This window comes from Pseudoalteromonas sp. S2721 (assembly GCF_005887425.1).
In the GTDB taxonomy this organism is placed as follows: Bacteria; Pseudomonadota; Gammaproteobacteria; order Enterobacterales; family Alteromonadaceae; genus Pseudoalteromonas; species Pseudoalteromonas simplex.
The window spans coordinates 37650-51275 of the sequence record NZ_PNCZ01000039.1; the positions used below are offsets into that span (position 1 = coordinate 37650).

The 13626-nt window shown below is 41.2% G+C and carries 11 protein-coding genes; 7 read left to right on the forward strand and 4 right to left on the reverse strand.

Annotated features, from left to right (window positions below):
• Positions 1-4 precede the first annotated feature (4 nt).
• Together surA and lptD are read right to left on the reverse strand one after the other, a co-directional pair.
• Positions 5-1297 carry a peptidylprolyl isomerase SurA gene (gene surA / locus CWC02_RS14825; protein WP_138619078.1) on the reverse strand — a complete coding sequence of 431 codons (1293 nt, stop codon included), beginning with the start codon at positions 1295-1297 and terminating at the stop codon, positions 5-7.
• A gap of 36 nt (positions 1298-1333) precedes the next feature.
• Positions 1334-3580 (reverse strand): LPS assembly protein LptD, encoded by a 2247-nt coding sequence (gene lptD, locus CWC02_RS14830; protein ID WP_138619080.1) that lies wholly within the window; start codon positions 3578-3580, stop codon positions 1334-1336.
• A 103-nt stretch (positions 3581-3683) separates the two neighbouring features.
• On the opposite strand from lptD, the gene CWC02_RS14835 reads away from it, so the two are divergent.
• From CWC02_RS14835 to djlA, 3 genes are read left to right on the forward strand one after another with little or no spacing between them, the layout of a single operon-like run.
• Positions 3684-4685, forward strand: a complete 1002-nt coding sequence (locus tag CWC02_RS14835; RefSeq protein ID WP_138619082.1) for an aminoglycoside phosphotransferase family protein — start codon at positions 3684-3686, stop codon at positions 4683-4685.
• Positions 4682-5338, forward strand: coding sequence for an N-acetylmuramate alpha-1-phosphate uridylyltransferase MurU (gene murU / locus CWC02_RS14840; RefSeq protein ID WP_138619084.1), 657 nt, complete (start codon positions 4682-4684; stop codon positions 5336-5338). The genes CWC02_RS14835 and murU overlap by 4 nt, the downstream gene beginning before the upstream one ends.
• Positions 5339-5361: 23 nt before the next feature.
• Entirely contained in the window at positions 5362-6234 is an 873-nt protein-coding gene (djlA, locus tag CWC02_RS14845; protein WP_138619086.1) for a co-chaperone DjlA, read from the forward strand.
• Here djlA and CWC02_RS14850 read toward each other — a convergent pair.
• Together CWC02_RS14850 and rluA are read right to left on the reverse strand one after the other, a co-directional pair.
• Positions 6217-7152: a DUF3530 family protein gene (locus tag CWC02_RS14850; RefSeq protein ID WP_138619088.1), complete on the reverse strand. Its 936-nt coding sequence runs from the start codon at positions 7150-7152 to the stop codon at positions 6217-6219. The two genes, djlA and CWC02_RS14850, sit on opposite strands and share 18 nt — an antisense overlap.
• Positions 7153-7232: 80 nt before the next feature.
• Positions 7233-7886, reverse strand: coding sequence for a bifunctional tRNA pseudouridine(32) synthase/23S rRNA pseudouridine(746) synthase RluA (rluA, locus tag CWC02_RS14855; protein ID WP_138619090.1), 654 nt, complete (start codon positions 7884-7886; stop codon positions 7233-7235).
• Between the two features lie 479 nt (positions 7887-8365).
• Between rluA and CWC02_RS14860 the strand changes: the two genes are divergently transcribed.
• The 4 genes from CWC02_RS14860 to CWC02_RS14875 all read left to right on the forward strand — a co-directional run bounded on the left by CWC02_RS14860 (position 8366) and on the right by CWC02_RS14875 (position 13575).
• Positions 8366-9028, forward strand: coding sequence for a tRNA-uridine aminocarboxypropyltransferase (locus tag CWC02_RS14860; protein ID WP_138619138.1), 663 nt, complete (start codon positions 8366-8368; stop codon positions 9026-9028).
• Positions 9029-9818: 790 nt separating this feature from the next.
• Positions 9819-10823, forward strand: coding sequence for a Fe(3+) ABC transporter substrate-binding protein (locus tag CWC02_RS14865; protein WP_138601729.1), 1005 nt, complete (start codon positions 9819-9821; stop codon positions 10821-10823).
• A 77-nt stretch (positions 10824-10900) separates the two neighbouring features.
• Entirely contained in the window at positions 10901-12535 is a 1635-nt protein-coding gene (locus tag CWC02_RS14870) for an ABC transporter permease (protein WP_138619092.1), read from the forward strand.
• On the forward strand, positions 12532-13575 hold the full coding sequence (locus tag CWC02_RS14875; protein ID WP_138619094.1) for an ABC transporter ATP-binding protein: 1044 nt from the start codon (positions 12532-12534) through the stop codon (positions 13573-13575). The genes CWC02_RS14870 and CWC02_RS14875 overlap by 4 nt, the downstream gene beginning before the upstream one ends.
• The last annotated feature ends 51 nt before the right edge of the window (positions 13576-13626 follow it).

Below are 13626 nucleotides of genomic sequence, written 5' to 3' on the forward strand. Positions count from 1 at the left end.
ATTATTATTCTGTTGGGAAAATATCAACGTGTGCTTGCTCACGCATTTCTTGCTGCCAGTTGAAACTTTCTTCTTTAAATTTACGATTAAACAGTAGTTGGTGAGCGCGGTTACGTTTAGCTTGCTCTGTTTTATCTGCTACACGCTTATCAAGTAGCTGTACAATGTGCCAACCAAACTGAGTTCTGAATGGCTCACTGATTTCATTTTTATCTAGAGAAAGCAGGGTATTTTTAAATTCTGGTACATAAGTGCTTGGATCAGTCCAATCGTACTCACCACCTTTTAATGCAGAACCCGGGTCTTCAGAGTATTCTTTAGCAAGTTCACCAAAGTCAGCTTTGCCTTCACGTAGCTCTTTTGCAAAACCTTTTAGCATGTCACGCGCTTTTTCTTCGCTTAAGATGATAGAAGGCTTAATTAAGATATGGCGTGAACGAACTTCTGTTGTTTCAACAACTTGACGACCACGAACATCTTGCACTTTAATGATGTGGAAACCAGCACCTGAACGAAGCGGGCCAACGATATCGTCTTTTTTATGGCCTTTTACCGCTTCAGCAAAAAGTGATGGCATTTCATTGATGCTCATCCAACCTAGCTGACCACCTTCAAGTGCCTTTGAGCCGCTTGAAGATGAAATAGCAATACGCTTGAACTCTTTGCCTTCTTTTAAAAACTCAATAACTTTCTCAGCTCGCGTTTTAGCGCTCGCAATTTCATCCGCAGTAGCATCACTAGGAATATCAATCAAGATATGGCCAATGTCATATTCTTCGGCATTTTTACCTTGTGTTTCCATGATTTTTAACAGGTTATCAATTTCTTGCGTACTGATATAAATACGGCGATCCACGTTCATACGAGTTACTTGTTGCGTGGTGATCTCTTTACGGATTTCTTCGCGATATGCAGGGTAGCTGTCTCCAGCCGCTTCAATTGTCCGACGTAAGTCAGCAATACTGCCACCTTGCTCACGCGCCATATTTTCTAAAGTTTGGTCTAATTGCGAGTCTGAAATCTCAAGACCCATACGCTCAGCAAGTTGCATCATTAGTTCTTGGCTAACTAAACGCTCAATGGCTTGAATTCGCAGTGTATCATCAGAAGGTAATTCTTGACCTTGCTCTGCAGCCTGGGTCTTTACGCGATTAACAATGGTATCTACTTCACTTTGTAAGATAACACCTTGGTTAACAACGCCCACCACTTTGTCAATTTCAACTGGTTTTGCGAAAACGCTTTGGCATAGGCCAACTGTTAATAATGCTGATGCAAATAATTTTTTTAAATTCATACTTTTTCTAATACTCTTGCTAATAGTACTGCGGTACTAGTTATTAAGAAAATACGGTCTACGATAGCCAAAAATACCTTGTTGTAATAATTTTTGTGCATCATAACGGCTTTTGCTTCCAAGCCCTTTTAACACAATATTGAAACCAATACTTGTGTCAAAGGTTGCTTGCTCTTGACCAATCGCCTGGTTCAAATCAGTTTCGATTTGACGACGGCCTGTGATTTGAAACGCCCAACAGCATGATTCATACTGAAGACCGCTGAAAACCTCAATACTACGACCGCTCTCTAAATCACGGTGGTAGCTGCCAACAAACTGCCAATCTTCTGATAGCGGAATGCTGGTAAATAGACCAACTTGCTCGATTGTATTGCCTGAGACATCATTTGCATAGCGATGGTTCAATTGCACGAGCTGTTTATCGTCACCTTTATAATCTAAGGTGATATTTGACTGAATAATTTCTTTACTATCAGTGTCGTACTGGATACCACCTGATAAATACCAACGACGGTGCCAATGTAACATGGTTTGCGCTGCAAACAAGGCATTGTAGTTAGTGTCGGAGTCGATACCTTGTGATGTAGGCTTGGCATCATTACTTAAATAAAAAATTTGTCCGGCACTGAAGTTAAATACTTCTTCATTTTCACTACTAAATAAGCGTGTTGTTGCACCTAACGTAAATTGGTTTGCGGTTGCTATCCGGTCGATACTTGAAAAACGGCGATCTCTAAATAAGCCAAAGAAATCGTCTTGTAATTTTGCTGTATCGTAAAGACCAATATTTGATTGGTCTTTATTTGGCGTATATAAGTACTGAATTTGTGGTTCAAGAGTTTGAATACCATCTTTAAAGAAAAATGCAGTATCACGCTCAAAATTTAATTGGCTGTATAAACGCACTTTAGGTAGGGTTCGAGTGACATTTTCATCAAACTCGGTACCAGCTAAGTCACCATGTTGGTTGTATTCAGTATGTAATAAGCTGAACTCAGATAAAAATGACCATGCGTATTCTTGGTAACCAAAACTTGCTTTAGGCTCTATATGAACACGGCTTGCTTCATCAATTACAGCTTCATCATTAGTGAAATAACTGAGCTCACCATCAAGGGTTAAATCAATGCCATAAAAATCATATGCATCAGTTTGCGAAAAACTAATTTGTGGCAACGCCGCATATGATTCACGGTGATCACCAAGTACTTCAAAGCTTTGCAACTTGATATTGGTGCGCCAAGTGTCACCTAAGTGGGTTAGAGAGCCGGTGCGGTACAACTGAGTATCGGTGCGAGTCGCATAACCAGAGTTTAAATCGGTTAAGTAGTTATCATCACTGACGTTTGTTATGTCGATATTAGCACGCCAGTTTTCACCTAAATAACTTTGCTGTTGCCAGTGGAACAGGTAACGAGAGTCTACATTTGGCTCTTCGTCATCTTTGTCTAGGTACTCAACAGCAACTAAGCCATTATTTTGCTCAGTTAAGTAACGAAATTCCCCAATCATTTGTAAACCGCGTTTAGACATATAGCGCGGTGTTATAGTCGCGTCGTAATTTGGTGCAATATTCCAGTAATAAGGAGTAATGGTTTCGATACCATAGCGGCCTGAGCTCGAGAAGTTAGGTGTTAGTAAACCTGACTTACGACGGTCATCTAATGGGAAAGTAAAATAAGGAACATAAAGTACTGGGGTATCAAACACTCTAAGCACAGTATTATGTGTTTCGCCCCAACCTTCTTCTCTTGATAAGTCGATTTCGTCAGCTTCGATGGCCCACACAGGTGTTTCACCCGGACAGGTAGTAAAGCTTGCGTTCATCAGGTTTAGGCCAGACTCATTAACTGTTAGTTTTTCTGCGCCGCCATGACCAAGTTGATCAGTAAACTTATAGTCTGCGCCTAGCAAGCTCAATTCAGAATTGTTTAAATCTGCATTGAGTCCAGAGCTATTAATTTGGCTTACTTTATCGCGATAAACGATAGGACCGGTTGCATTAAGTAACCCACGTTGTTTGTCAATCAGTGCACTTTGTGCGGACAAATTCATCGTTAGGGTGTTAATATCTACATTACCGGTAAATTCTGCGCTTTGGGTACCCAATAGTTCAATATCATCGGATTTGATATCGATCGTATTAAGTTCAAGGCCAGGGAGCGGTTGCCAAGCTCTGGTTTGCATTGAAGTGCCACAAAAATTGTGTGCCAGTTCAGTTTCGGCGAACGATGGTGCGCTAAGTACGCTTAGCATCATTATGCCCCAGGTTTTGCTCATTTAATGACCTTAATGCTCTTTGGTTGGATATAAGCTAGACATAATAAAGGAAAACAATGGCAAATACAGTAATTGACTTAGTGAAAAATAGATATCTTACTAAATGAATCGTTATAAAAGTTTACAGCAGTTTTTAAATCCTCACTTTAAAGAGGATGAATATCAATTAGCCGCCATCACTGGGGATGCGAGTTTTCGCCGTTATTTCCGCGTAAATACAGGTGAACAAAGCTATATTGTCATGGACTCAGATCCAGACAAACTAGATAACACACCTTATATAGAACTCAACAAAGTATTTTCTCAGCATGGCTTTAAATTACCAAAAATTCTTCAGGCTGATGAAAAACAAGGCTTCTTCTTGCTGAGTGATTTAGGCAATACTCATTTGGCTGATTTACTGGGCGACGAAGACCGCACTTTACACTACAAACATCTAATAAAGTTAAGTGCACAGTGGGCGCAAATCCCGCCTGCCCAATATATGAAAGTATTTGATGGCGAGTTTTTACAGTTTGAGCTAAGCATTTTTAGAGATTGGTTAGTCGATAACTTTATTGGTGAGCAACTCTCTGCTGATGAGCAGAAAATGTGGCAACAAGCCTGTGAGTTATTAATTAATAATGCCCTTGAGCAACCAATTGTTACGGTTCACCGAGACTTCCATAGTCGTAATATTATGCGCACAGGGCAGCAATGGGCAATCATCGATTATCAAGATGCCGTACAAGGGCCGGTGTGTTATGACCTTGTTTCATTATTAAGAGATTGCTATTTCAAGCTACCAGAACAAGAGCTCGACTACCTTTTACATTACGCTTATGACGAATTTAGCGAGCAGCAGCTATTGCAAGACACTTCGTTTGCGATGTTTAAACGTTGGTTTGACTTAACCGGCGTGCAGCGTCATTTAAAAGCTGCGGGCATATTTTGCCGCTTAAAATTACGTGACGGAAAGTCTGGCTATTTGAATAATGTACTGCCAACCCTTACATACATCAGTAATGTCAGTAAAGAATACCCAGAGTTAACAGCCCTTGGTCAGTGGATAGAGCAGATAATTATTCCACAGACTAAGCAGCGTTTAACGAAAGAGTCCAAATGAAAGCAATGATCCTAGCGGCGGGGCGTGGTAAACGCATGATGCCGCTAACCGAAACGCAACCAAAGCCGATGCTAAAGATTAAAGGCAAGCCATTATTAGAGCATCATATTAATAACTTACGCCAAGCAGGCATTACCGATATTGTCATTAACCTTGCTTGGCAGGGTGACAAAATAACCGAGTATTTCGGTAATGGTTCGCAGTTTGGTGTAACGATCACTTATAGCCAAGAACAAGCTGGGGGGCTAGAAACCGCCGGGGGGATCATTCAAGCATTGCCGTTATTGGGCGAGCAATTTATTGTCATCAATGGTGATGTGTTTACTGATTACGATGTGACTTCGTTGATGCAGTTACACCTGCAAGCAGGAGAGGCGCATATTGTCCTTGTTGAAAATCCCGCGCATAATCCTGATGGTGATTTTGCGCTGAGTCATCTAAGCCCAGATAGTCAAAAGTATACTTTTTCCGGTATAAGTCGCTATCATGCTGATTTCTTTAAAGGTCTCAGCACTGGTATTCGTCCACTTGGGCCTATTTTGCGAGAAAAGCTCAGTGAGTATCAGGTTTCGACTGAACTTTATTTAGGTCAGTGGGATGACATTGGCACACCAGCCAGACTCGACGAAATCAATCAGCGTTTTGCTTTGTAAAAACAACAGAGGTTTGCCAAATTATGTGGGGAAAAGTACTCGGTTTTTGTTTTGGCTTTATGTTTGGCAAATTTATAGGAGCCTTACTAGGCCTATACCTAGGCCATATGTTCGATCGCAGCTTAAAACAAGATTTTGATAAAGCAGGTGGTTTTTCTGGTTTGTTTAAAGGCGATGATATTAACGAGCGCCAAGCACTTTTCTTTTCTAGCTGCTTTGCAGTGATGGGGCATATCGCCAAATCGAATGGTCGCGTTAGTGAAACGCATATTCGTGCTGCAAGTTTGTTTATGGACGAAATGGGTTTATCGGGTGATGAGCGAAGAGAAGCACAAGATGCCTTTCGTAGTGGTAAAGAAAGCGACTTTTCATTAAAAGAAACCGTTCATGACTTTAAAGAGCGCTTTGCTCGACGCCATGATTTATTGCAACTGTTCCTCGAAATACAAATTCAAATGGCCTTTTCTGATGGTCACCTTGCAGAGCAAGAAAAGCAGCTTTTGCAAGAGGTGAGTAAGCAGTTAGGTATTTCACGTACTCAGTTTGCAATTTTATTAAAACGTTACCAAGCCGAATTTGCATTTCGTCAGCAACAACAGCGTTTTTATGAACAGCAGCGTCAACAAAGTCAGCAAAATCGCAGCAGTCATAGTGAACAAAGAGGGCACAGTGTGCCACCTAATAACGGTATGAATCGCGCCCAAGCGTTGGCTCTTTTAGGTTTAAACAATGATGCTTCTGCGAGAGATATTAAAGTTGCTTATCGAAAGCTCATGGCTCAGCATCATCCCGATAAGCTGGTATCGCAAGGTTTACCAAAACATATGATGGAAGTTGCGGTAAAGAAAAGCCAAGATATTCAAGCGGCTTATGAGTATTTAAAAAAGGCGGCGTAAAAATCCGTCGACTTCTTTGAGCAGCCGCTGGTGCTGCTCAGGCTCTGAAGGCACACCAAATAACTCTCTTTGTCGGTAGTCATATTTTGCGTGTTTTCTTACCCAACGTTTTCTGTCTTTAACGCTTTGCAGCGTGTCAGGGTTGCCCTCACTATAGAAAATATCCAGTAGCGGTGGGCTGATAGTCGAAAGCGTCGCATTGAGATGCTGGTTACGAACGCTGTTAGGTAAATAACTACCTAGGCTAATAAAAGCGTTTAGTTCGTTATTTGGAAAGCTAGCATAATGCTCAATCAAGAGCCCCGCACTGGCACCTTGTGCTACTACAATAATGTTGCCGCCTTCATCCATGGCACTGTTATACAAGGCATTGAATCTGGCAATTAGCTTTAATTTATAATCATCAAGTACGGCTTCACTAATATTAGGTTCACCTGTAACAAAATGCGGCGCTTGTTGTGTTTCGGCTGGTGGAGCAGGAGTTGATTGCTCATCGCCTTGTTGACTACTTTGTGTTGTTGACTCAGCTTCAGAGCTTTTAGGTGACTCGGGCGTTGTCACATCGACAGGGTGCCAATCAATGTCAGGCATGGTCATGGCAAGGGTTGCATAGCCAATTTCGTTTAACTGCTTGCGCAAAAAGTTAATACCAGCATTATTAGTGGGTAAGTGCTGCCAATCAGGAATGATTAGCACAATTCCGCGTTGACTGGCTGCCATCGATTGACGGTATAAACTAATGAACTCATCTTCACCGGCAAGCAGAGTACGTACTTCATCACTTGGTAAAAAGCGTTGAATATCGTTAGTGACCAAGCTTGACCAAGGGGTGGGTTTAATAAAATCGGCAGCATTCACATTGCCCATCAACGCAAAACAGGCTGCGTAAGCTAAGCGATGTGCGGGTTTTAAATTCATGCCGATATTACCTGAGTCTTTAATTAAATCAGTGATTAATTAACTATCGGCAGTCTTTATTAAATATTTAGCGAATTGTCTTAAAACTCAGGAGCGGCTTCAAAAATCAGTGTTTCACCGCTTGCAGGGTGAGCTAAGGTAAGCATTTCGGCATGCAGTTGTAAGCGGGGAGACATGGCGAATGCCTCGGGGTGAGCATACAACTTATCGCCTAAAATAGGGTGACCTAATGACAGCATGTGCACACGTAGTTGGTGAGAACGCCCTGTAATAGGGGTCAGCTCGACACGAGTTGCATTCTGTTCATGCTCAAGTACTTTAAAATGGGTTAATGACGGTTTGCCATTGTCTTGATCAACCATTTGCTTTGGGCGGTTCGGCCAATCACAAATAAGTGGTAAATCTACAGAACCAGTTTCTTGCTCAAGCTTACCGAATACACGAGCAATGTAGCGTTTCGCGGTTTTTCTATCTTGAAACTGAATGCTTAAATTACGATGCGCTTCTTTATGCATAGCTAAACAAATAATGCCAGAGGTCGCCATATCAAGGCGGTGAACAATTTTTGCCGTTGGGAAAACGCGATTAATGCGGGCAATAAGGCAGTCGGCGTGTTTTGGGTCTTTTCCCGGCACAGTAAGTAAACCACTTGGTTTATTCACAATAAGTAAGTCATCGTCTTGATAAACAATACTTAAATAAGGTGTCATTGGGGGATTATAATTGAGTAACACAGCCAGCCTCGATGATATGCAAGGACGCTATTTTAAAGGAGTATGAGCGCATACACAATGCCAGAGCTGGTTTTAGAAAAGTAGTTAAGATACAGTAAATTCAGCTATGGAGTTTTAAGAAAAGGACAAACAAATGTTTCGCTTTGGTTTAATTCGCAGTAAGCCTTGTTCACGATGTGGCTTAGAAGTAAATTATCTTGAGCCAGAGTGTCCGCACTGTAAAGGCCTATCAGATTTACAGGTCGTGTTTTTGAAGAAGTCCCACAGAGATGATTTACGTAATAAAAATAGCGATTTAATAGCCGTTTTTTGGAAGCTAACCCTTGTTGCATTTTTTATAACACTACTTCTCTTCATTTTTTAGGAATAGCTTGCTCTTTGGGCTTGCAGATATCTATTCCCCTTATTTTTAGCTACAATACGCGCCGTTTAATTATCTGGTAAATACAGTGGCTACTATCTCAAATAATTCCGTGTTAATGCTTCGTGCTCAGCAAATGACTGAGTCTCGTCGTGAATTTAAAGCGCGAGGAGCAAAGTTAACGCGTTGTGAGCGATGTTTATTAGCCGAACACTATTGTATTTGTGATGGTGTTGAACAGGCAAAGTGTGATGCCGCGGTTTGTTTACTTATGTACCATAATGAGAGTTTTAAGCCGTCAAATACTGGCCGTTTAATTGCTGAAATCGTGCCAGATAACCATGCCTTTAAATGGGATAGAACAAATCCAGATGAAGCCTTATTAAGCTTATTGGCAGATCCCCAGTATCAGCCAATGGTTATTTTTCCAGCCAGCGATGTAGACGACGAAGAGCGGGTGATCACCGAAGTAACCCCTGTTGAAGGTAAACGTCCATTGTTTATCTTTTTAGATGGTACTTGGCGCGAAGCAAAGAAAATGATCCGTAAAAGCCCTTATCTAGATAATTTTCCTGTGCTTTCAATTACACCTGAAAAGCTTTCGGATTATCGATTGCGTGTTGCCCCGCATGAGCATCAACTAGGTACTGCTGAGGTGGCTATTATGGTTCTTGCTCTTGCTGGTGAGGAAGACGCTACACAAAAGCTTGAGCAACATTTTATTAAGTTTAGAGATGCTTACCTGCTTGGTAAGCGAAATAAGGGACGCCCAGAGCAATAACTCTTTACTAAATTGTAGGCAAAAGAAAAGCGCGTACTATCTCTAGTCGCGCTTGCGGAATCTTCTTAATTTTTTGCATCCTGCAATTGAATCTAATCAACTCCCTAAACTTTGCCAATCCATGCGATCACACTTTACTTATTGGTTCTGTGTAATATAAGGCAATCCCGCCTTGTTTCCTTGTTAGTCCTTTACATCCTTGCTGGTAATCACTTTACCATTCCCTTACGTGCCATCCCGACACTATCCCTTTATTTGCAAATCCGTTGCGATGCCCTAACGGCCTGTCCTTTATTCCACTTTTTGAACTTCCTGTATAACAACATCCTGTTGTTATGCCATTCCACATCATCCTGATGCTGTCCGTAGGTTGTCACTCCATTGCGTTACTCTTCCTGAGCCTGTCCTTGATTCCTTATTCTCCTAATGAACCTTATTCCGCGGTATTATGAGTAATGCTTCCTTATCCATCTACTCATTAAGCTTCTTGCTTAGTTGATGTAAGTAATTATAGAGAAATAGGCAAAGCTGAGTAGGTCAAAATCTTATTTAATCTGTTGGTTATTTTATTGTCATTTAATATATTTCATTAAATTTCAGTTGGTTAAGTGTTTTTATGCAGTGTTTGCTGGTGCTTTTTACTCAATAACTGCCATGTGGGTGAGATATGTCTTACATGCAAATTCCTAAATGGCAGCTATGTTGATTGAAATATAAGTTTAAACGGGTGCACTTTGCCCTAACTCTAGGTAAAATATTTTGATAATTGTTATTATTTAGGTGCTATAAAATGAAAAAAACAGCCTTAGTATTACTTAGCGCATTATTAAGCGCGCCTACATTTGCTGCAGATGTAGTAAATATTTACTCGTTTCGTCAACCATTCTTAATTCAGCCTATTTTGGATGATTTCACTAAGCAAACAGGTATTAAAACCAATGTGGTTTTTGCCAAAAAAGGGCTGATTGAACGTGTAAAGCGTGAAGGTAAACACAGTAAGGCTGATTTAGTATTAACTTCAAATTTTAGTGCGCTGATTCAATTAGAAGATTTAGGCTTAACGCAATCAATTAATAGTGATGTAGTTAATGCGAATGTGCCAAGCACTTTTCGCGATGCCGACGGTCAATGGATAGCACTTACTAAACGTGTACGTAATGTTTACTCCGCAAAAGAGCGCGTTGGTGCGCTTGGTGAGTTAACATACGAAGATTTAGCAGACCCAAAATACAAAGGTAAAATCTGTACTCGCTCTGGTAAACATCCTTACAATTTAGGTTTAGTTGCTTCTATGGTTGCTCACCATGGCGAAGCAAAAACTAAGCAATGGCTTGAGGGCGTAAAAGCCAATTTAGCACGTAAACCGCAAGGTAATGACAGAGCGCAAGTCAAAGCCGTAAAAGAAGGTTTATGCGATCTGGCGTTAGGCAACAGCTATTATTTTGGCAAAATGATGCAAGATGAGCAGCAAAAATCATGGGCAGAAGCGGTATATATTAACTTCCCTAACCAAACGAACCGTGGCTCTCATATCAATGTATCGGGCGTTGTTATGACCCGTTATGCTAAAAACCCTGAAAATGCCTTGAAACTAGTTGAGTATATGACCGACAATAAGGCGCAAAATATGTATGCTTCCGTTAATATGGAATACCCTGTAAAGCAAGGGGTTGCATTATCTGAGATGGTTGCATCATGGGGTGAGTTTAAAGAAGATAGCCTTCCTCTTGATGAGATCAGCAAATATCGCCCTGTGGCACTGAAGCTGATTGATGAAGTAAAGTTTGATTTATAACGAGGATATTTCTCGTAACACATTTTTATAAAAGCTGTTTTTTAACAGCTTTTATTTTATCTGGTATTAATCCACTTATGCATGTGAAGTTTTCGCTGTCGCGTTGGCAGCTTATAGCCTGGCTTATTGGCCTGTTGCTTGTTACGCCATTAGGCTTTTTACTATTTGAATCTCTGCAAGGAGATTCAGATGTATTTCAGCACCTTTTCGATACTGTGCTGTGGGATTATACCCGTAATACTCTCATACTCATTGCAGGGGTAGGGCTGCTGAGCTGTGTAATAGCATTGCCGTTAGCTTGGTTAACTGCATATTGTGAGTTTCCTGGGCGTAAGCAATTTGAATGGGCATTAATGCTGCCATTAGCAATGCCAACTTATCTAATCGCCTATGTGTATACTGACTTACTTGATTACGCTGGGCCAGTACAAATCACCCTTAGAGACTGGTTTGGTTGGCAGTCACCAGACGATTACTGGTTTTTTGATATTCGTACATTATCTGGGGCTATTATTATGATTGCCTTGGTACTCTATCCTTACTTATTCCTTATTTTTAAAACGGCACTCAGAGAGCAGTCTTTTAAACTAGTACAAGCTAGTCAACTAATGGGGCTATCACCATTACAAAGCTTTTTACGCGTTAGTTTGCCTCTTGGTCGTGGGGCGATTGTGGCAGGGGTTACATTAATCAGTATGGAGGCCATGGCTGATTTTGCTACCGTCAATTACTTTGCTGTAAGTACGCTCACTACCGCTGTATACGATACGTGGCTTGGCTATTACTCATTAACTGCTGCGGCGAAAATCTCAGGTATCATGTTATTGATTTTGTTTTTAACCATCATGGTTGAACGTTTTAGTCGTCGTAATCAAGCTGTGTATGAACGTCAGTCAAGCGTTAACAGTGCAACCTTGTATCGCTTAAAAGGCAGTGCCGCATGGGCTGCAAGCTTGGCTTGCACAGTTGTGCTGGTATTGGCTTTTATCCTACCGGTTGGGGTGTTAGTTAAATACGCCATTGTCTATGCAGATGAAGCATGGAATGGGGCATTTTTTAATTACGCTTGGCAAAGTTTTAAAGTGGCTGTTGTGGTGAGCATTGCAACTATCCTATTGAGCTTATTGGTATTGTTTTATCAGCGCATTGCGAAACAAGCTTACCCTCTGATCCCAGGACGTTTAGCAAGTACTGGCTACGCCTTACCTGGTACCGTATTAGCGATTGCTGTATTACTTCCATTAACTCAGTTAGATGATGCATTAAATAATTGGCTTGAGCCTTTTGGTTTATCACCCGGTTTACTTTTGAGCGGCACTTTATTTGCGATGATCTTTGCTTACGTTGTGCGTTTTTATGCGATTGCACATGGCGCACTTGAAAGCAGTTTTTTACGTATTAGCCCATCGCTAGATATGGCCAGTCAATCAATGGGCAAAGGGCCCTTGCAAACACTTTGCCGAGTACATTTACCGCTATTAAAACGCGGTATTTTAACAGCTGGCTTGTTAGTGTTTATTGAGTGCATGAAAGAGTTACCTGCGGCTTTATTACTCAGACCTTTTAATTTTGAAACCCTAGCAACTCATGTTTTTCAATATGTTAGTGATGAGCAATTGGAGCTTGCGTCAATTTCAGCCTTGTTTATCGTGTTAGTTGGGTTAATCCCTTTGTATTTCGTTAATCGTTCGATGGAGCAAAATCACTCATGAGTCATTTGATAATTAAAGACTTAGCTTATCAGTACAATGCGACTCAGGTGTTGAGTGAACTAAACCTCAATGTTGAACAAGATGAAATTGTTTGTTTGCTTGGTGCAAGTGGCTGCGGCAAAACCACCACCTTAAAGGCAATTGCCGGGGTTTTACAGCCTGAGCAAGGCTATATGAGTATTGATTCAAAAGTGGTCAACGATAGTGGGCTGTTTGTTGCACCGGAAAAACGTAATATTGGCATGATGTTCCAAGACTATGCGTTGTTTCCTCATTTAACGGTAAGCGACAACATTGCGTTTGGGCTAAGCAATATGAGTAAAGCGCAAAAGCGCGAGCGTGTAGATGAAATGCTTAGCCTTGTTAAACTCGATGGTTGTGCACAGCGATACCCTCACCAGCTTTCTGGTGGACAGCAGCAACGAGTAGCAATAGCCCGTGCACTTGCTTACAAACCAAGTTTATTACTACTTGATGAGCCATTTTCGAATATTGATACACAAGTACGTTTTGAGCTTATTGCCGATATACGTCGCATTATTAAAGCTCAGCAGGTTTCTGCGGTATTTGTTACCCACTCGAAGGAAGAAGCTTTCGCGTTTGCCGACACGCTTGCGGTTATGCATGGTGGAAAAATAGCCCAACAAGGCTCTCCTGAGCAGTTATTTAGTCAACCTAACTCAAAGGTGGTTGCAGAGTTTCTTGGTACGGGCATATACTTAACGGCAAAAGTATTAACGCCAACTGAATACGAAACGGCGTTTGGTGTGGTTCACTCATTGACACCGAACAATGCAGATTGTCAGCAAGGTCAAGTGTATATAAGACCGCACCATATTCAGTTGTGTGAAGCTGCGCACAGTGACGCAAACAGTTTAACTATTTTGCACAGGCGCTTTATCGGTACGCGTTATGTATATCGAATTAATATTGCAGGGCAAGAGTGTGAAGTTGCTGCAGAGCAAGACCGCGTGTTAGCTGTTGAGCAACCTGTAAAAATAAAAATAATGCCGCACACAGTCAATTTTTTTCATGATTAGTAATAAATAACAATCTTGAATCCTTGGCTTTGTGCAAATAACGAGAAGCTA